At 73.4% G+C, this 19147-nt stretch carries 18 protein-coding genes; 7 read left to right on the top strand and 11 right to left on the bottom strand.

Annotation, left to right across the window (positions count from 1 at the left end):
- Positions 1-22: 22 nt before the first annotated feature.
- Entirely contained in the window at positions 23-2383 is a 2361-nt protein-coding gene (locus BN344_RS05415) for a DUF6351 family protein (protein ID WP_051515568.1), read from the bottom strand.
- 130 nt (positions 2384-2513) lie between these two features.
- On the opposite strand from BN344_RS05415, the gene ychF reads away from it, so the two are divergent.
- Both ychF and BN344_RS05405 read left to right on the top strand, forming a co-directional pair.
- Positions 2514-3587, top strand: coding sequence for a redox-regulated ATPase YchF (gene ychF, locus BN344_RS05410; protein ID WP_040337271.1), 1074 nt, complete (start codon positions 2514-2516; stop codon positions 3585-3587).
- 62 nt (positions 3588-3649) lie between these two features.
- Entirely contained in the window at positions 3650-4465 is an 816-nt protein-coding gene (locus BN344_RS05405) for an alpha/beta fold hydrolase (RefSeq protein ID WP_081788375.1), read from the top strand.
- Between the two features lie 392 nt (positions 4466-4857).
- Here BN344_RS05405 and BN344_RS05400 read toward each other — a convergent pair whose 3' ends face one another.
- The 7 genes from BN344_RS05400 to BN344_RS05375 form a co-directional block, all read right to left on the bottom strand.
- A complete protein-coding gene (locus tag BN344_RS05400) occupies positions 4858-5640 on the bottom strand; it encodes a polysaccharide deacetylase family protein (protein WP_197022233.1) in 783 nt (260 codons plus the stop codon).
- Between the two features lie 123 nt (positions 5641-5763).
- Entirely contained in the window at positions 5764-6945 is a 1182-nt protein-coding gene (locus BN344_RS05395) for an NAD(P)/FAD-dependent oxidoreductase (RefSeq protein ID WP_040337268.1), read from the bottom strand.
- 31 nt (positions 6946-6976) lie between these two features.
- Complete coding sequence (locus tag BN344_RS20605) at positions 6977-7360, bottom strand: nuclear transport factor 2 family protein (protein ID WP_208091978.1); 384 nt, start codon at positions 7358-7360, stop codon at positions 6977-6979.
- Positions 7357-7845: a sigma-70 family RNA polymerase sigma factor gene (locus tag BN344_RS20600; RefSeq protein ID WP_208091977.1), complete on the bottom strand. Its 489-nt coding sequence runs from the start codon at positions 7843-7845 to the stop codon at positions 7357-7359. The genes BN344_RS20605 and BN344_RS20600 overlap by 4 nt, the downstream gene beginning before the upstream one ends.
- An 8-nt stretch (positions 7846-7853) precedes the next feature.
- Positions 7854-8435, bottom strand: a complete 582-nt coding sequence (locus BN344_RS05385; protein ID WP_040337267.1) for a carboxymuconolactone decarboxylase family protein — start codon at positions 8433-8435, stop codon at positions 7854-7856.
- Between the two features lie 80 nt (positions 8436-8515).
- Positions 8516-10660, bottom strand: a complete 2145-nt coding sequence (locus tag BN344_RS05380; protein WP_166518189.1) for an acyltransferase family protein — start codon at positions 10658-10660, stop codon at positions 8516-8518.
- Positions 10661-10841: 181 nt separating this feature from the next.
- Positions 10842-12308 carry a protein adenylyltransferase SelO gene (locus BN344_RS05375; RefSeq protein ID WP_040337265.1) on the bottom strand — a complete coding sequence of 489 codons (1467 nt, stop codon included), beginning with the start codon at positions 12306-12308 and terminating at the stop codon, positions 10842-10844.
- A gap of 133 nt (positions 12309-12441) precedes the next feature.
- Here BN344_RS05375 and BN344_RS05370 point away from each other — a divergent pair, with 133 nt between their 5' ends.
- Positions 12442-12777: a PspC domain-containing protein gene (locus BN344_RS05370; RefSeq protein WP_040337264.1), complete on the top strand. Its 336-nt coding sequence runs from the start codon at positions 12442-12444 to the stop codon at positions 12775-12777.
- A 1-nt stretch (position 12778) separates the two neighbouring features.
- Here BN344_RS05370 and BN344_RS05365 read toward each other — a convergent pair whose 3' ends face one another.
- Positions 12779-13009 (bottom strand): hypothetical protein, encoded by a 231-nt coding sequence (locus BN344_RS05365; protein WP_040337263.1) that lies wholly within the window; start codon positions 13007-13009, stop codon positions 12779-12781.
- 123 nt (positions 13010-13132) lie between these two features.
- Here BN344_RS05365 and BN344_RS05360 point away from each other — a divergent pair, with 123 nt between their 5' ends.
- Both BN344_RS05360 and BN344_RS05355 read left to right on the top strand, forming a co-directional pair.
- Entirely contained in the window at positions 13133-13747 is a 615-nt protein-coding gene (locus BN344_RS05360; protein WP_231486510.1) for an LURP-one-related/scramblase family protein, read from the top strand.
- A 66-nt stretch (positions 13748-13813) separates the two neighbouring features.
- Positions 13814-14803, top strand: coding sequence for an LLM class flavin-dependent oxidoreductase (locus BN344_RS05355; protein ID WP_040337261.1), 990 nt, complete (start codon positions 13814-13816; stop codon positions 14801-14803).
- Between the two features lie 26 nt (positions 14804-14829).
- Here the strand turns inward: BN344_RS05355 and BN344_RS05350 are convergent, their stop codons facing one another.
- Complete coding sequence (locus tag BN344_RS05350) at positions 14830-15291, bottom strand: hypothetical protein (RefSeq protein WP_040337260.1); 462 nt, start codon at positions 15289-15291, stop codon at positions 14830-14832.
- A 102-nt stretch (positions 15292-15393) separates the two neighbouring features.
- Here BN344_RS05350 and BN344_RS05345 point away from each other — a divergent pair, with 102 nt between their 5' ends.
- Positions 15394-16293, top strand: a complete 900-nt coding sequence (locus tag BN344_RS05345; RefSeq protein WP_040337259.1) for a DUF1028 domain-containing protein — start codon at positions 15394-15396, stop codon at positions 16291-16293.
- Between the two features lie 9 nt (positions 16294-16302).
- Here the strand turns inward: BN344_RS05345 and BN344_RS05340 are convergent, their stop codons facing one another.
- On the bottom strand, positions 16303-16692 hold the full coding sequence (locus BN344_RS05340; protein WP_040337258.1) for an MmcQ/YjbR family DNA-binding protein: 390 nt from the start codon (positions 16690-16692) through the stop codon (positions 16303-16305).
- A gap of 121 nt (positions 16693-16813) precedes the next feature.
- On the opposite strand from BN344_RS05340, the gene BN344_RS05335 reads away from it, so the two are divergent.
- Positions 16814-19108, top strand: a complete 2295-nt coding sequence (locus BN344_RS05335) for a putative bifunctional diguanylate cyclase/phosphodiesterase (RefSeq protein WP_051515567.1) — start codon at positions 16814-16816, stop codon at positions 19106-19108.
- Positions 19109-19147 lie beyond the last annotated feature (39 nt).

Here is a 19147-nt window from a genome sequence, read left to right as displayed (position 1 = left end):
TGGCGAGCGGCCGACGACTCGGTCAGCGGCGGGAGGCCACCGACAGCGGGGGCGCACCCAGCGGCGTTCCGCCGTACGTGACGGCACCGTCGGCGTCCTGGTAGGTCAGCCAGGTCTCGGCTGCCTGGAACCCGTTCCCGGGCCGGCTGTAGTCGCACACGCCGGTCGAGAACGTCTGCTTCAGGAGCGCCTGCTGGTCGGGCGTGAAGACCTCGCCGAACGCCTTCCCGGCGTACGCGAACTCCTCGATCGGCATGAGCTGGCAGTCCAGCCGGTCGTCGGTGAACCCGACGGTCGCCGGGCCGACCCCGTTGACGGGTGCCTGGTCCCCGCCGCCCGCCTCGATGCGAGGGGAGGAGAAGAGGGTCGCGTCGACCGTGAGGTCGCACAGGGACGAGGGCGCGTCGATCCCGTTCGCCGCGACGCACCTCTCCTCGACGCCGGCCGCGGCCCGGGCATCGATGACCTTCGCCGGCAGCGGCACGGCGCGGTCGTCGGCCTCCACCGCGGCGAGCCACTCGTCCATCGCGCGGATGGAGTCGTCGACGAAGCTGAGGTCGCCGAGCAGGGGCGTCTGCCCCTCCCAGAACACGTGGTTGTCCGCGGTGCCGTGCTCGCGGATCAGCCGGTCGCGCATCGAGTGCTTCCGGTACACGTCGTGGAAGGCGCCGGGCTCCGGTCCGCCCAGGTCGATGATCGCGACCTGGTCGAGATGCGCTCCGGTGTTGACCGCGCCGCTGCGGTAGGCGCGCTCGTTGGCGACCGGGTCGGGGGCGGTCCGCTCCGGCGTGTGGTTGAAGTCGAGGTCGTAGCCACCCACGTTGGCGTTGAGCGCGACGAACTGCGAGGGGGTCAGCGGCGGACGGGTCGGGTCCGCGCCGGCCGGATCGAGGAAGGACAGCAGACCCGAGAGGCCGTACTGGATGCCGACGCCGCTGATCGGCCGCCGCGCGAAACCGTCGTCGTCGAGGCCGAACACGTTGCGCATGTAGTCCTGCAGGGTGCAGCGGACGCCGTCGGGGTTGGTGTTCTCGTCGTACACGTCCTCCGGTGCCACCCCGGGGCACTCCCGGCTCGGCTCGCCGCTGTTGGGGATCGCCGTGGTGAAGGTGATCTGGTTCAGCGGGTTGGCGTGGCCGAAGATGCTCGGCCACTGGGCCGGCGTGATCCCGTGCTCCAGGGCGGTGGCGGGATCCTCCAGGTAGTCGCGCAGCAGCACGTAGTCGACGTACTGCTGGGCGCTGCTCCACGCGTCGGTGAAGCTGCACTGCGGCGTGATGCCCTGGTAGACGCCGGGATAGGCGTTGGCCACCTGCTGCTGCACGAGCGAGCCGCCGGAGCAACCGCTGCCGATCGTGTAGCGCAGCGGGCCGAAGCGCTCGACGACCATCTCCTTGGTCATCAGCAGCGACTCCGCCTGCGTGACGAGGTTGCAGTTGTGCCCGGCGTTGTCCAGCGCGTGCGACGCGACGGCGAAGCCCTGCGACAGCGCGTCGCGGAAGAGGACGTCGGGGGCGCTGCCCGACTCGTAGCCGGTGTCGCAGCTCTGCCCGTGGGTCAGGACGAGCTTGTTGGCGAACCCCGGGTTCTCCGCCGCCGGGTCCGGCGCCTCACCCTGCGCCGGGTCCCAGAGTGCGGCGATCTTGTACTGGTCGCGGAGGCTGTAGCCGGTCTCCTCGCGGACGATGAACGGAACCGTCTCGCCGTCGTCCGTGGTCGTGGTGGCGACGTCGGTGGGCGGGTTCGCCGGGTCGTAGGGCTGCAGGCCCGACGGCACCGCGCCGTTGAACATCTGGATGCTGACGCCGCCCTTCGTCGGGTCGGTGGACTTGTAGAAGTAGGCGATCGTCGGTGGCTGGCCGCAGTCCGGCTGCGCCGAGCCGTTCGTGCACGTCCACGGCTCGATCTGCGGTCCGGAGAACACCGGGCCGCCCTGTGGCGCGTTCGTCACCGTCAGCTCGGCGCGCAGGTTCCCCGGTGCGTGCGCGGTGATCGTGCTGTCGCCCAGCGGCAGATCCGTGATCAGCCCCCGCAGGCCCGGGCCTCCGGGACGGAACGCCTGCGAGACGTTCCGGTTGCCGACCTTCACCTTCACCGCGCGTGGGTTCGTGCCGCGCGGCAGCACGATCTCGACGAAGGTCTCGCCGCCGCTCACGAGGTCGGCGCGTGACGACAGCGTCCGGACCTGGATCGGTTCCCCGTTGTCCATCGGGTCGAAGGACGAGTACGCCGGCACCGCCAGGGGACCGGCCGGCCCGGGCGACGTCGGCTTGGTCGCGAGCGCCGGGGAGGTCAGCGCGCCGGACGTCACGAGCAGCGGTACGGCGGCGAGCAGCGACAGGCGGCGGCGGGTGGAGGCTGATCGAGCGGCGGTGCGTCGCATCTGGCATCTCCTGCGTCGAGGGCTCTGTGCCTCCTAACGAGGGGTTCCGCCCCAGGTCACGGCGCCGGGCGACGACCGGTGGTCGCGGGCCCGCCGGGAACCCCTCGGGCGGGCCGTAACCTGAACCCCCGTGAGCCTCACCATCGGGATCGTCGGCCTGCCCAACGTCGGCAAGTCGACCCTCTTCAACGCCCTGACCAAGAACGACGTGCTCGCGGCGAACTACCCGTTCGCGACGATCGAGCCCAACGTCGGCGTGGTGGGCGTGCCCGACCCGCGGCTGGAGAAGCTCGCCGAGATCTTCGGCTCGCAGAAGATCATCCCGGCGACCGTCTCCTTCGTGGACATCGCCGGCATCGTCCGCGGCGCCAGCGAGGGCGCGGGCCTGGGCAACAAGTTCCTCGCCAACATCCGCGAGAGCGACGCGATCTGCCAGGTGATCCGGGTCTTCTCCGACCCGGACGTCGTGCACGTCGAGGGCAAGGTCAGCCCGTCCGACGACATCGAGACGATCAACACCGAGCTCGTCCTGGCCGACATGCAGACGCTGGAGAAGGCCGTCCCGCGGCTGGAGAAGGAAGCCAAGAAGGACAAGGAGCGCGCCGCGCTGCTGTCCGCCGCGCAGGACGCGCAGAAGGTGCTCGACGAGGGCCGCACCCTGTTCTCCGCCGGCGTCGACCCCGAGCCGCTGCGCGAGCTGACGCTGCTCACGACCAAGCCGTTCCTCTACGTCTTCAACGTCGACGCCGACGAGCTGGCCAACACCGGGCAGCTCGACGAGCTGCGGGCGCTGGTGGCCCCGGCCGAGGCGATCTTCCTCGACGCGCAGACCGAGTCCGAGCTCATCGAGCTGCCCGCCGAGGAGGCCGCCGAGCTGCTCGAGTCGATCGGCCAGAACGAGCCGGGCCTCGACCAGCTCGCCAAGGTCGGCTTCCGCACGCTCGGGCTGCAGACCTACCTGACCGCCGGACCCAAGGAGTCCCGCGCCTGGACCATCCCGGTCGGCGCGACCGCCCCGCAGGCCGCCGGAGTCATCCACACCGACTTCCAGCGTGGCTTCATCAAGGCCGAGATCGTCAGCTTCGACCAGCTCGTCGAGGCCGGTTCCATGGCCGAGGCCAAGTCCAAGGGCTGGGTCCGCATGGAGGGCAAGGACTACGTCATGGCCGACGGCGATGTCGTGGAGTTCCGCTTCAACGTCTGACGCCGCCCGGACCTGATGGTCCGGCTGGACCGAGGCCCCGACGGCGCGCCACGATCGCCGCCATGAGGGAGCCCATGGCGCGGGTCGCGATGGACGCCGGGGACCTGGAGACGGTGGTCCTCGGCTCCGGCGACCCGATCGTGCTCGTGCCCACCGCGCTGATGGCGGACGAGCTCCTGCCGCTGGCCGAACGGCTGCGGAGCCGGTTCCGGGTCGTTCACTACCACCGGCGCGGCTATGCCGGCAGCAGCCCGGTCACGCCGCCGGGCTCCATCGCACAGGACGCGGCCGACTGCGCACGACTGCTGGCGGCGCTCGGCATCGAGCGGGTCAACGTCCTCGGTGCCTCCTACAGCGCTGCGCTGGCACTCCAGATGGCCGTCGACCACCCCGACCTGGTCCACACGCTCACGCTCGTCGAACCGCCACCGGTGCACGGCCCCGGAGATGCCACGTTCCGCGCCGCCAACGCCGATCTCCTGGGCGACCGGCAGGCCCGGGGCGCGGAGGCCGCCGTCGATGGCTTCCTGACGCGCATGATGGGGCACGACTGGCGCGGCCGGCTCGACGGCATCGTTCCGGGCAGCTCGACGCAGGTGCTGCGCGACAGCCGGACGTTCCTCGACGTCGACATCCCGGCGCTGCTCGGCTGGCCGTTCGATGCCTCCACCGCCACCCGGGTGCGCTGTCCGGTGTTGCACATCGCCGGAAGCGACCACGGCCCCTTCTTCGACGGGGTCGGCGACCTGATCCGCGCGTGGCTGCCGCATGCCGACCAGGCGGTGATCGCAGGCGCCGGGCACGACGTCGCGCTGACCCACCCCGATGCGCTGCTCGAGGTGCTCGTGCCCTTCCTGGCGGGCCATCCCGTCAGCTGACCAGCATCCCGAAGGCCGCGGCGGGACCTCCGCATCGGTGCAGCCGACGCCCCGCCGACCATCGGTCTCTCGGTCCGCAGACCGAGGACTTCTCCGCCGCTCGGTGTGCCATCGGATCAGTCGGGGAGCGACAGGGAGCGATCCGGCGGTCGTCCCGGATCGGTGAGCGGCCTCCGGCCCTGGTCCCACCACGTCGCGGCTGCCGACAGGAGGACCCCGCCGCCCGCTCGATCGGCCCGCGCCCGCGCCGGCACCGGGCGCTTCTCGGCGAGGGTCCTGGTCAGGTCGTCGGCCGACTCCTCGGGGTCCTCGGGGTCCGGCCAACGTTGCGCTCCAGTGGCTCGCAGTCCTCTGCCGCGGCTCACCGTCGTGGCGTGGCAGACCGGCCGCCGCTACGGCAGGTACTCCGACAGCCGCACGAACCGGAAGCCGTCGGCGGTGAGGTGGGGGAGCGCGGTGGCGACGCCTTCGGCGGTGCCGCCGCCGGGTTGGTTCATGTGCCCGATGACGATCGACCCGGCCGACGCCGATCGAAGGGCGGCCGCCACCTGCGCGGGAGCCGACGTCGCCCCCGCGTCGCCGTTGACGTCGAAGTTGACGACGGTGGCGCCCAGGTCGGCGGCGATCCGCACCGCGACGTCGTCGTAGTGCGCCGTCCCGGAACGGAAGAACCTCGGTGCGGTACCGGTCGCAGTGGTCAGGGTGTCGCGGTTGCCGGCGATCTCGTCGAAGACCTCGCCGGGGCCGGTCGTGCCCGGGATCCCGTACGCCGCGGCGCCGGTGACCGACAGGGGGAGGTGGGCGGTGCCGTGGTTGGCCAGCTCGAACAGCGGGTCCGCGGCGAGCTCCGCCACGCGGTCGGGGTGGGCGAGCACCCACCGCTGGTTGAGGAACAGCGTGGCGGGCGTCTCCGTCGTCCGCAGCGTCTCGATGAGCGCGGCGTCGTAGCCGCTGCCGCGCGCACCGCCGCACGCGTCCAGGGTCAGGGCGATCACCCGGTCCTGGGTGGGCAGCCGGTTCACGACACCGGGCACGTCCAGCCCGAAGGCCCGGGGCACCACCCCCGTGTAGCGGGCTACGACGTCCTGGCGGCTCGGGAGCGCCGGCGCGCTCGGTGGTGGTGCGGCGGTGGTGCTGCCCGTGGCGGCCGCCCGGGGCGGGGTGGGCCGTGCCACCGGAGCCTCCGTGCGCGCACACGCCGCCAGGAGGCCCCCCGCGACCACCGCGAGGAACGCCCGGCGCCCCTGATCGGGCGAAGGAGGTCCGGGCCGGCGCACCAGCGGAGTATGCAGCCTCGATCAGACGCGGCCGCGGAGGATGCGCCGCCAGTAGACCTGCGGAAGTCCGTACCGGTCGAAGAGCCACTGCCAGCGCCGGGGCACGAACGGGTCGAGGAAGGGCACCGACGGGCTCGGCCGGTTGTCGCGGTCCACCTCGTTCAGCGCCAGCTTCCGGCGGCTCACGGTGATCGGCATGACCGTGTAGCCGTCGTACCGCTGCAGCGGCTTCCCTCGGCGAGCAGCGTCGAGGTTCTTGCTGAGGACCGCGACCTGCTTCCGCAGCGCTCCGCCTGACGGCCGGGTCGCCACGTCAGCGGCGTCGCCGATCGCCCACACGGACTCGTACCGCCGGGACCGCAGCGTCCCGGGGTCGACGTCCACCAGGCTCGAGCCGCCGGTGGCCAGGCCGCCGTCGGCGATCCAGCGCGGCGCCCGGTAGTGGGGGACGGCGTGGGCGAAGGCGACGTCCTCCAGGACCTGCCGCCCGGTGGACGAGGCCACCGTGAGGGCGTGCGCGTCCGCGTCGACGGACTCGATGCGCGACTCCCGCAGCACCTCGACCCCGTAGTCGGTGAAGGCCTGCTCGAGGACGTCGTCGGCCTGCGGCACCCCCGTGCCGGTCCGGCCCGGCAGGACGAGCCGGACCTCGAGCTCGTCGAGGACGCCGGCCCGCCGCCAGTGGTCGCAGGCCATGAGCAGCGGCTTGAGGGCGGTCGGCGCGCACGAGGCAGGCTCGGGCGGCACCGTGAACACCACCGAGCCACCGCGCAGCGCCGTCAGCCGCGGCCAGACCGTCGGGGTGCTGCCCGGCACGTAGGGCGAGGCGATCCAGCCGTCGGCGTAGGCCGCCTGCAGCCCCGGGGTGGCGTCCCAGTCCTCGGTCAGCCCCGGGCAGAGGACCAGCGTCGAGCAGTGCAGCGTGCGTCCCGAACGAGTCGTCACCGTCATGGCCGCCGGATCGACCGCCTCGACGCTGTCGCGGATCCACTCACACCCGTCCGGGACGACGTCCTCCGTCGGGCGCTCGAGGTCGGCCATCCGGGCCTCGCCGGCCGCGACGTAGTTGAGCAGCGGCTTGTACCGGTGCACCGGCTGGGGTGCCACGACGGCGACGTCGTGGATGCCGTCGCGCAGCAGCTTCGCCGCCAGCGAGATGCCGGCATTGCCGGCACCGACGATCAGGACCTCGTGATGCTCCACGTCCGCTCCTCGAGTCAGACCGCGGATCACGTCACCGCCGCAGCTCGGCCACCTGGTCCAGCCTGCCCAGTTTGTGCGGGTTGCGCACGGCGTACATGCGAGCGATCCGGCCGTCCTCCACGACGAAGGTGATCGCGGTGTCGAACTCGCCTCCCGGGTCGATCCGGGCGGCGACCCCACCGTTGACCAGCGGCGTCGTGATGTCGACGTCCGGCACCAGCTGCCGGAAACGGGACAGGGCGTTGGCCACGCGGGGCGCCCCTGAGATCGGCCGGAGGGCCGCCGGTGCCAGTCCACCGCCGTCCGCGACCACGACGACGTCCGGTGCGAGGACGTCGAGCAGGCCCTGCACGTCGCCGCCGGTGAGGGCGGTCAGGAACCGCTCCACCACCTGCTGCTGCTCCGCCGGGCTCACCGCGATCCGTGGTCGTCGCGCCGCCACGTGCTCGCGCGCACGGGCGCGATCTGCCGCACCGCGGCAGCCGACTTGCCCACGGCGGTGGCGATCTCGTCGTAGGGCACGTCGAACACCTCGTGCAGGACGAGCACCGCGCGCTCGGTCGGACCCAGCGTCTCCAGCACGGTGAGCATCGCGATCGAGACGCTCTCGGCGAGCTCGACGTCCTCGGCCACGTCGGGGCTGGTCAGCAAGGGTTCGGGCAGCCACTCGCCCACGTAGTCCTCGCGCCGCCGGGCCACGGTGCGCAGCCGGTTGAGCGCCTGGCGGGTGACGATCCGGACCAGGTACGCCCGCGGCTCGCGCACCTCCGCCTGATCGACCTCCGCCCACCGCAGCCACGTCTCCTGCACCACGTCGTCGGCGTCGGCCGCCGAGCCGAGCAGTTCGTAGGCGACGGTGAACAGCAGGCTGCGGTGGGCCACGAAGGGGTCGTCGGTCATCCCGGGGGTCAACCCACTGCGCTCGGGGTCGCGAGCGGCGGCAGCCCGCAGGACGCCGCGAACTCCTGCGAGCGGATGCCGAGCGCGACGTTGCCACGGGCGGTCATGTTCATCGCGCCGACCCGGAAGGTCAGCTCGAGCAACGCCGGGGCGCCCAGCTCCTCGAGCAGGGCCGCCGACAGCTCGTCGGTCACGGTGACCGGCGTCCGGCACATCGCCTCTGCGTACTCCATGACCTTCCGCTCCAGGGGAGTGAACAGGGTGGACTCCCGCCACCGCGGCACCTCCCGCGCCCTGGCCTCGTCCACGCCGTGGTTGCGGGTCATGAAGTAGTGGAGGTCCAGGCAGAAGCTGCACCCGATCGCCCCGGCCGCGGCCATCGAGGCGAAGGTTGCGAGGTCGCGGTCCAGGCGGTTCCACGACTCGACCTTCCGGCCGAAGCCCATCGCGTCCTTGAGCAGGGCGGGGTGGTGCCACAGCACGCCGGCGGAGTCGGGTACCTGGCCGAGGATCCGCCGGCTCATCGTCTTCAGCAGGGCTCCGTAGACGCCGGTGATCTCCGTCGCGGGAACCCGGGTGGTGGTGGCCATGTCTCCTCCATCATGTCGATCGCTGTCGACATGGAGACACCGCCGGCGGCCGCCGTGTGACACGGCGCCGGCCGCCCGGCTCAGGGCTGCAGGATCGCCGCCACGACCTCGGGCGCGATGCGCTCCGCGTACTCCTGGGTGAGGTGCTGGCCGTCGCCGTACACCGGCGCCGTCCCCACGAACGTCGGGCAGCGGCCGTCGATGCAGAACCACGCCTCCGGGTCGATCGCCCGCGCCCCCGTGGCGGCCGCCACCTGCTGCTCGCTCGCCATCTGCGGGGCGAACGTGTCGGCCGGGCCCCGGAGGCAGTCGTCCGGCCCGTTCAGGCTCGTCGGGCAGGTCTGCAGGCTCTCCGACCCGGGCGGGGCACCCAGGAGGACGACCTCCGCGCCGGATGCCTGGATCCGCCGCACCACCGCGGTGAGCCCTTCGGTGTAGAGGGCGGGCCGGTCGGACTCGCGGGACAGCTGTGCCCGCCACGAGTGGGTCAGCACGACCATCGTCGGCCGCGTCTCGAGGATGTGCTCGATGGCCCACTCGCGGTGCTCCACGCAGCCCTGGAAGGGCTGCCCCTCGAAGAGGGTCATCGAGGTGATGTTGGGGCACAGGCCGAACGTCAGGCTCTGCAGCGACCATCCAGCCGGGACGAGCTCCTGCCGCAGCGCCGGCAGCCACGCGGCGGCGAACGAGTCACCCAGGACGGCGACCGACTGCTCGGCGTCGGCGGGGCCCCAGCGGCACTCGTCGACGTTCGACTCGGAGATGTGGAGGCAGTTGCCCGCCCAGGTCGTGCCGAGGTAGTCGGGTAGTTCGTCCAGCCCCGGATCGAGGTCGGCCGGCCACTCGGTCGCGAACGTCGCCGCCTGGATGTCCCGCTGCAGGGGCGTCAGCGGCGGCAGCCCCTGGTCGGCGGCGGCCTGCTCCGCGTCGGCCGCGGCCTGGACCGCCGCCGCCTGCGCGTCCCCGTCGTCGCCGGCCGGGACGACGACCAGCGCCCCGACGGTCACCGCCACGGCCGCCGCCGTCGCCAGGCCCACGGTGCGCGCGCGCACGAAGGCCCGCCGGGCCCGGGCGGGGTCGACCGGACGGTGCGAGAGCAACCAGTTCGTGTGCAGGACCGGCTGCTCGACGCAGTAGTAGGAGAAGGTCGCCAGCACCAGCGAGACGACGACGACGCCGGCGTAGAACACCGCGGAGCCGGGCAGCACGAGCGCCCCGGCGAGGATCAGCACCGGCCAGTGCCACAGGTACAGCGAGTACGAGATCGCGCCCAGGAAGCCGGCCGGTGCGCTGGAGAGCAGCCACCGCGTCCCCGGCCCGCCCGGCGTGCTCCCCCACGCGACGAGCAGGGCGGCACCCACCACCGGCAGGGCCGCGGCCGTGCCCGGGAACGGCGTGCGTTCGTCGATGAGGAGGGCCGCGGCGACCACCAGGCCCAGCCCGCACCAGGCGAGGACGGCGCGGAGCGCGGCCGGGACGCGGTGCAGCTGGGGCGCGCTGATCGCGATCATCGCTCCCAGGCCGAGTTCCCAGGCGCGGGTGAAGGTGGAGAAGTAGGCGGTCACCGGGGACGCGCTCGTCGCGTGCACCGACCAGGCGAAGGAGGCCGCGGTGACCGTGCCGAGGACGGCCCAGAGCATCACCCGACGTCGTCGCGTCCCGATCAGCGGCAGCGCGAAGGCCAGCAGGATCAGCCCCGGCCAGACCAGGTAGAACTGCTCCTCGACCGCCAGCGACCAGAAGTGCTGCACCAGCGACGGCGCGGCCGTGGCCTCGAAGTAGTCGGTGCCCTGTCGGGCGAAGTTGATGTTCGCGCTGAACAGGGCCGCCCAGACGACGTCGGTGACCGTCTCCCGGAAGCGTCCGCCGAGGAACACGAACCAGGCGGCCGCCGTCGTCACGGCCAGGGTCAGGAACGCCGCCGGGAACAGCCGGCGTGCGCGCCGGGCGTAGAACCCGCGGAACGAGATCTGCCCGGTCCGGGCCCGCTCGCGGACGAGCAGGCTGGTGATCAGGAAGCCCGAGATGACGAAGAAGACGTCGACGCCGATGAACCCACCGGCGGGCCAGCCGAACACGTGGTCGGCGAAGACGAGCGCGACGGCGACGGCGCGGAGGCCCTCGATGTCGGGGCGGAAGTGGTCGCCCCGTGCCACGACCGCGGTGTCGCGGGGCGAGCCGTCCGGCTCAGGACGGCGGACACCGTCCAGAGTCGTCGCGCTCACCATTCCGTGCCTCCGTCGTTCTCGGCCCCCCAGCAGTAGTACAGCTGCCCGGCGGGGACCAATATCCCCTGACATCGGCGGATCCGTCGCGCACCGGCCTCGTCGGGGGTCCCGGCTTCACCGGCAACCCCGCCGACACCAGGCGTGCCCACCCGCATCCTCCGGCAGGCGGGTGCGGTGATCAGGTGCCGCAGAAGGTGCGGAAGGTGCCGGCGAAGTCCTGCGGCGCCGGGGCCGCGTACCGCTCCAGTCCCGGGCGCTCGTCGAAGGGCGCCGCCAGGACCTCCAGGAGAGCCTCCACCGGGGCGAGGTCGCCACCGGTCGCGGCGTCCAGCGCCTCCTCCACCAGGTGGTTGCGGGGGATGTAGACCGGGTTGACCCGGTCCATCGCGCCGCCGTCGGGACCCAGCGCCCGCCACCGTGACAGCCAGGCGTCGAACCCGGCCAGGTCGAGGAAGAGCAGCCGCGCGGGCTCCGCGTCGCCGCGGGCGGCGTCCGCGAGGCGCCGGTAGAACGACGTGTGGTCGACGTGGTCGGCCTGCAGCAGGGGGAGCAGGTCGTCGACCAGCCCCGCCACCGCGGCGTCGTCGGCGTCGTCGGGCAGGCCCAGCTTGGCCCGCATCCCCTCCGACCAGGCCGCCTCGTACCTCGGCCGGAAGGTGCCCAGGGCGGCCTGCGCGAGCTCGATCGACCGCTCCGCGTCGTCGGCGAACAGCGGGAGCATCGCCTCGGCCAGCCGGGCCAGGTTCCACTCGGCCGCCAGCGGCTGGTTGCCGTAGCGGTACCGGCCGCCCTCGTCGATGGAGCTGTAGACGGTGTCCGGGTCGAAGGCCTCCATGAACGCGCAGGGGCCGTAGTCGATCGTCTCGCCCGAGATCGTCATGTTGTCGGTGTTCATCACCCCGTGGATGAACCCGACCAGCATCCACTGCGCCACGAGCGAGGCCTGGACGGCGACCACGGCCTCGAACAGCGCGAGGTAGGGGTTCTCCGCGTCGGCCGCGGCCGGGTGGTGGCGGGTGATCGCGACGTCCGCCAGGCGGCGCAGCAGGGCGTCGTCGCCGGTGCCGCGGGCGTACTGGAAGCTCCCGACCCGTAGGTGGCTGCTCGCCACCCGGGCCAGGACGGCGCCCGGCAGGAGGGTTTCGCGGCGGACGGCGCGGCCGGTGGCGACGACGGCCAGCGACCGGGTCGTGGGGATGCCGAGGGCGTGCATCGCCTCGCCGAGGACGTACTCGCGGAGCATGGGGCCGACGGCGGCCAGCCCGTCGCCGCCCCGTGCGAACGGCGTGCGACCCGAGCCCTTGAGGTGCAGGTCGCGCAGCTCGCCGTCGACGCCGGTGAGCTCGCCGAGCAGCAGGGCCCGCCCGTCGCCCAGCCGGGGCGTGAAGCCGCCGAACTGGTGGCCGGAGTAGGCCTGGGCCACCGGGGTGGCGCCCTCGGGCACCGAGGTGCCGACGAGCAGGCGCAGACCCTCGGGGCTGCGCAGCGCGGCGGGATCGAGGCCGAGCTCGGCCGCCAGCGGCTCGTTGAGCGCGAGCAGGGTCGGCTCGGGCGCCTCCTCGGCCTGCCAGGGCAGTGCCATCTCGGGCAGCGCACGGGCGAAGCGGTCGTCGAGGCCGACGGCCGGGACGGGGAGGACGCTCACGTCATCGACGGTACGTCGCGGCGCGGCCGGGCGTCGGGCCTCGCGCACCGGGAGGACCCCGAGCGCGCAGCCAGGGTCGGATCCGGGGATCACCCGATGGCGCCGGAGGGGGCTGCCTCGGCAGGCTCGTGCCATGACCGACGCAGCCCCGTCCAGCGCTTCCGCCGACGCCCCCACCCCGCCGCCCGCGGCGCCCGGCTACCGCCGCGCACAGCGCAGCGGCACCGACCGGATGGCCGGTGGCGTCTGCGGGGGGCTCGCCGAGTACAGCGGTGTCGACGCCGTCCTGTGGCGGGTGGGGTTCGTCGTCGTCACCCTGCTCGGCGGGTGCGGCGTCCTGCTCTACCTGCTGCTCTGGGTGCTGCTGCCGGCCGGCCCAGGCCCGGTGGACGGGGCGCTGAGCCCGCTCGAGCGGCTCGCCCAGCGCCTGCACGCGGCCATCAACGGGACCGGTGCGGCGCGCGCGTGAGTCAGCCCGCGATGCGGGCGCACTCCTCGCAGCGGGGGGCGTCCGGCGCGGTCGGCCAGTCCAGCCCCGCGGTCGCGGTGACCAGCGAGCCGCAGACCGAGGACTCGAGCCCGTCGACCACCGGCTTGGCCACGGCATGGGAGACCTCGCCCTCCGCCGCGGCGGCGCTCCCGCGCAGCTCGCGGCCGCTCCACACCACGGACGTCCCGGTCACGAAGAGGCTGGCGGTCATGGCGATGATCCTGATCGACCGAAATGACGGCTGGATGACGAGCGACCGACGATTCCGCGGACGTCAGCACCACCGCGGCACTGCCATGATCTGCATCTCCCGACCACTTCTCCGGAGCACTCCGTGACCACGTCCCAGCCCGTTCCCCCGCCGATGGCGGTGCCCCGGTTCCTCGTGAAGCAGCGGATCACCGTGATGGTGAACCGCTACGAGATCCGGGCGGCGAACCCCGACGGCACCGAGGGGCACCTCCTCGCCTTCGCCGAGCAGAAGCGGATGAAGCTCAAGGAGGAGGTCGTCTTCTACTCCGACGAGTCGAAGAGCCGGGCGGTGTTCTCGTTCAAGGCGCGCCAGCGCCTCGACGTGCGCGCCTGGCACGACGTCCTCGACGAGCACGGCGCCCCGCTGGGCAGCTTCGGCAAGAAGTTCGGCGCCAGCCTGCTCCGCTCGACCTGGGAGCTGAAGGCCCCCGGGCTGGAGGCCGTGGGGCGCGAGCGCCGGCCGGTCATCGCGGTCCTGCGCCGCATCTGGGAGCTGATCCCCTACCTCGGCGACGTCTGGGTGCCGTTCGTCTTCCACTTCGACTTCGCCGACACCGCCACCGGCGCCCCGGTCCTGGTGAGCGAGCGGCGGAAGGCGATCCGCGACCGGTACGACGTCCGGGTGCCCGACCCGCGGCTGGACTTCCGGGTGGCCGCGGCCATGGCCGTGGCGCTGGACGCCCTGCAGAGCCGCTGACGCCGCGGGAAGCCTCCGGGGGACGGCGTGGTTGCTCCGGGCAACCGACGTGAAAGGCACCTCTCCATGCGCATCCCGCTGTCCATCCTCGACCTGGCACCGATCAACCGCGGAGAGACGCCGTCGAGCAGCATCGCCGCGAGCGTCGCCCTCGCCCGGCGCGCGGAGGAGCACGGCTACGAGCGGGTCTGGTACGCCGAGCACCACAACATGCCGCGCATCGCCTCCTCGGCGACCAGCGTGCTGATCGCGCACGTGGGCGCGCACACCAGCACGATCCGGCTCGGCGCCGGTGGCGTCATGCTGCCCAACCACTCGCCGCTCACCATCGCCGAGCAGTTCGGCACGCTGGATGCGATGTACCCGGGCCGCATCGACCTCGGGCTCGGGCGCGCGCCCGGCAGCGACCAGAACACGATGTACGCGCTGCGCCGCACCAACGACTCGGCCGACCGGTTCCCGCAGGACGTGCTGGAGCTGCAGGCCTACCTCGCCGGCGAGACCCGCGTGCCCGGGGTCGACGCCATCCCGGGCAAGGGCTCGCACGTGCCGCTCTACATCCTCGGCTCGTCGATGTTCGGTGCCACCCTCGCCGCCGCGCTCGGCCTGCCCTACGCCTTCGCGTCGCACTTCGCGCCGCAGCTGCTGCAGCCCGCCGTCGAGGCCTACCGGCGCGAGTTCAAGCCCTCCGCCCAGCTCGACCGGCCCTACGTCATCGCCGGCATGAACGTCGTCGCCGCCGCCACGGAGGACGCCGCGCGGGAGGAGCTCCGGGCGGTCGAGCGGAACCTCGCCATCGGGCTGTTCGGGCGCGGCCGGTCGCTCACCGACGAGCAGGCCGACCAGTTGCTGGCCCAGGGCGCCGGCCAGCACGTCGAGGGGATGCTCACGCACACCGCCGTCGGCGGTCCCGGTCAGCTGGCCGACTACGTGGCGGGGTTCCGGAAGCTGGCCGACGCCGACGAGCTGATCGTGGCCCACCAGTCCTCGACGGTGGAGGGGCGGCTGCGCTCCGTCGAGCTGCTGGCCGAGGCGATGGAGTCGGTCCGGGCCTGAGGGCCGGCGCCCGGCGTCCCGGCCGGTCAGTCGCCGTCGCCGTCGCAGATCCGGAGGACCAGCCGGCCGCCTTCGACGTCGGCCTCGAAGTCGATCTCCTCGTCGCCGCGGGTGAACTCGATCTCGGCCTCGTCGTCGTCGCTGTCCACCGAGGTGGACCACTCGCCGCTGGACCGCACGTTCAGGGTGAGCTCGCCGGGGCCCTCGAGGCGCAGTTCGATCTCCCCGACGTCGGGGATGACGTACCGGCCGTCGGGCGACTCGGCCACGGGCTGGCAGCTCCCCGGTGACGGACGCGGCACCTGGCCGGGGCTCGCGCCGCCCGGTGAGCCGTCCGGTGGGCTGGGCGAGGAGGTCGGCGGGCTCTCCTCGGACGTCGTCGCGGCCGTGGCGGTGGGTTCCGGGTCGTCCTGCGGCTCGTCGCCGCCGCACGCGACCAGGGCAGACAGCAGGAGCACCGGTAGCAACCCGGCGGGCCGGAAGCGCATGTGCCCTCCCTACCGCCGCGGAGCCACGGGCGCCAGTGCCTCCGGTGCGGCCGCCGGACCCCCGGTGTTTGCTCTCCCCGCCGATGCGGGCAGCCCGGGGCGGTGACCTTCTCGATCGTCGCCCGGGACCCCGAGACCGGGGAGATGGGCGTCGCCACCCAGTCCCAGGCCTTCGCCGTCGGCAACAGCGTTCCGTTCGCGCTGCCCGGTCACGGCGTCATCGCCACCCAGTCGATGGCCGAGCCCATGTACGGCGCCGTCGGCCTGGACCTCCTGCAGGGCGGCTTCACCGCGCAGGAGGTGCTCACCGCCCTCAGCAGCGTCGATCCCCAGCCGGAGCGCCGGCAGCTGGCCATCCTCGGCGTCAACGGGGACCTCGCGGCCTACACCGGCGGGCAGTGCGTCGACGCGGCCGGGCACCTCGTCGGCGACACCTGCGTGGCGCTGGCCAACATGGCCGCCTCGGAGCAGGTGTGGGAGTCGATGGTGGAGCGGTTCGAGGGATCGGGCGGTCCGCTGGCGCAGCGGCTGCTGACCGCCCTGCAGGCGGGGGAGGAGGCCGGTGGCGACTTCCGGGGGCGCCGGTCCGCGGCGATCATGGTCATCCGCGCGACGACCACCGGTCGCCCGTGGCACGACATGGTGGTGGACCTGCGGGTCGACGACTCGGACGAGCCGATCGACGCCCTGGCCGCCCTGCTGGTGACCCGCGCCCGGTACCAGGACGTGGTCCGCGCGTTCCAGCTCGCCATCGACGGCGACCCGTTCACCGCCGATCGCGAGCTCGAGCTGCTGCGGCCCATGGACCCGCAGACCGAACCCGACCAGCTCATGTGGCGGGCGGTCGTCGCCGCGCTGGCCGGCCGGGAGGACGCCGCCCGCGACATGCTCGCCCATCTCGCCGGCTGCGCCCCCCAGTTCCTGGAGGCCGCCCGGCGCTTCGGCAAGGCGGGGCTGATGCCGGCCGACGTCATCGAGAGGATCGTCCCGCCGCGCAGCTGACCGCCAGCGTCAGGACGGCAGGGGGTGCTCGGCCACCAGCCGGCGGGGTGCCCGGCTGGCCCACGCCTCGGCCACCAGCTCGGTCAGCGCCCGGTGGTCGAGGGCGTCCAGCCGGCACATGAGCGCCGGCCGGCCGTCGAAGTGCGACGTGGTGAACCAGACGTCCGGCTCGGTGGCCAGGAGCGCGGCCTTGGCGCCCTCGTCGGGGACGTAGGCCACCAGCACGGGGCCGTCCGGCGCGGCCCCGCCCAGCTCGTCGAGGTCCGTGCGGTGCAGCGGCCGCTCCCGCACGAACGTCCTCCCGCGCACCAGCCAGCGGCGGCGTCCGGATGCGGACACCGCCTCGGTGGTCGCCGGCAGCGCCAGGCAGGCGCGAGCGACGTCGTCCCAGGTCAGCACGGGGATCGATTCTCGTCGACGGGAGGGCTCCGGGGAGACGACGTCCCCCGGTCGAGGGAGAGCCGCGGCCCGGTTGCGGAGAAGTGCTCTAGATCACCCTGCCACCGGCCGATGGGAGGGCATGGGCGAACGGCACCCCGACGTCCTCGTGGACCTGTCCGACGAGGCGCGCGACGACGAGCGGTCCCTGCGTGCCGTCCGCCTGCTCGCCGCCGGATTCGTCGGGATGTGGGTGGCGGCGCTCGCGGCCGCCGGGCTGGGCGTCGACGCCGTCGGCGACCTGCTGGCGGCGCAGGGCAAGCTCGTGTTCCTCGCCGGCCTGGTGCTGATCCTCGTCGTCCGCGGCGCCGGGTCGCCCGCCGACCGCACCTCCTGGTGGTGCTTCGCCGCCGCGGTCTTCTGCTACCTGGGCGGGGCCAGCCTCTACGAGTTCCACTACCGCGGGCTCGACGTCGTGCCCCGGCCGGCGTGGTCCGACATCGCGTACCTGGGCTTCTTCCCCCTGGCCTTCGCAGCGTTCCTGCTGCTCCTCCGGGCCCGCGTCGGGCGGCCGACGGCCAGCATGTGGCTCGACGTCCTCGTGACCGGCTGCACCGCCGCCGCGGTGGCCGCCGCGGCCGGCATCGGGGCGCAACTGCAGGCCACCGACGGCAGCGTCCTCGTCGTCACGACCGCGATGCTCTACCCGATCGGCGACCTGCTGCTGCTGAGCCTCATCGCCGGTGGCCTGGTGCTCATCGGCCGGGGAGCGGGGCCGGGCTGGTGGTGGGTCACCGCCGGCCTCGGCATCTTCGTCGTCACCGACACCGTCTACGCCTACCAGTCGGCGCACGGCACCTACGTCGTCGGCGGACCGCTGGACATCGCCTGGGGGCTCGCCTTCGTCTGCTGCGGCATGGCCGCCACCCAGCGCACCGCCCCGCGCACGACGCCGCGCCCCGACGGGGGCAGCGCACTGCTGATCCCCGGGGTCTGCTCGCTCGTCGCCCTCGCCCTGCTCTTCCGCGGGTACCTCGGACCGGGCGACCCGGTGGCCGGCGGGTTCGCGCTCGTCGCCGTCCTCGCCGCGCTGGCCCGCACGGGTCTGACCTTCCGCGACGTCCGGGCGCTCGCCGACAGCCGCCGGCAGGCGCGCACCGACGAGCTCACCGGCCTGCCCAACCGGCGCTCGGTGTTCGAGGCGCTCGGGGCGGCCGACCTGCGGCTGTCCGAGGGCGAGCGCACCGCCGTCCTCGTGATCGACCTGGACCGCTTCAAGGAGATCAACGACTCGCTCGGGCACGCCGTCGGAGACGCCCTGCTGGCGCAGGTCGGTCCCCGCCTGCGCGGCCAGCTCCGCACCGGTGACGTGCTGGCCCGCCTCGGTGGCGACGAGTTCGTCGTCCTCGCCGACGACCTGGACGCCGACGGCGCCCAGCTGCTCGCCGACCGGCTCCGGGCCCAGCTGCAGCGGCCGTTCGCCTTCAGCGGCATGGGTCTCAGCGTCGACGCCAGCGTCGGCGTCGCCGTCGGGCCGGAGGACTCGGCCAGCGCCGCGGAGCTCCTGCAGCTGGCGGATCTGGCCATGTACTCGGCCAAGTCCACCCGCAGCGGGGTCGCGACCTACGACGAGGACCGCGACGGGCACGGCCGGCACCGGCTGGAGGACGTCGCCCAGCTGCGCCGCGCCATCGAGGGCGGCGAGCTGGTGCTGCACTACCAGCCCAAGCTGGCACTCCCGACCGGCCGCGTCGACGGCGTGGAGGCGCTCGTCCGCTGGCAGCACCCCACCCGTGGCCTGCTCTACCCCGACGCGTTCATCGACCTCGCCGAGTCCGCGGGCCTCATGGCCCAGCTGACCGACCGGGTCGTCGACGTGGCGCTGGCCCAGTGCCGCGCCTGGGCCGACCGCGGCCGCCGGCTGACCATGGCGGTCAACGTCAGCCCGTCCAACCTGGTCGACGAGGAGTTCCCGGACCAGGTGCGCGCGCTGCTCGCCAGGTACGACCTGCCGGCTGCCTGCCTCGTCCTCGAGGTGACCGAGAGCCTGCTCATGGAGGACCGCGAGCGGGCCGTGCGGGTGCTCCGCCGGCTGCGCGACGACGGTGTCGGGGTCGCCATCGACGACTACGGCACCGGTTACTCCAGCCTGGCCTACCTGGCGGCGCTACCGGTCACCGAGCTGAAGCTGGACCGCATCTTCGTCGGCGCCATGACCGGGAGTCCCCGCGCCGAGTCGATCGTCACCTCCACGCTGCAGCTGGCCCACGCCCTCGGGCTGGTGCTGGTGGCGGAGGGCGCCGAGGACCAGGACACCGTGGACGCGCTCGCCGGCCTCGGCTGCGACGTCGTCCAGGGCTACCACCTCAGCCGGCCGCTGCCCGCCGAGGCGCTGTGGACCTGGCTCGAGGATCGAAGCCGCACCTCCGTGCGCTGAGCCCGACGACGGCACCGGGACTTTCGGCGCCGAAAGTCC

It is taken from the genome of Candidatus Blastococcus massiliensis AP3, assembly GCF_000582785.1.
In the GTDB taxonomy this organism is placed as follows: domain Bacteria; phylum Actinomycetota; class Actinomycetes; order Mycobacteriales; family Geodermatophilaceae; genus Blastococcus; species Blastococcus massiliensis.
Note: the sequence above shows the minus strand (reverse complement) of the source record. Positions and strands in the feature narration are given on the sequence as shown.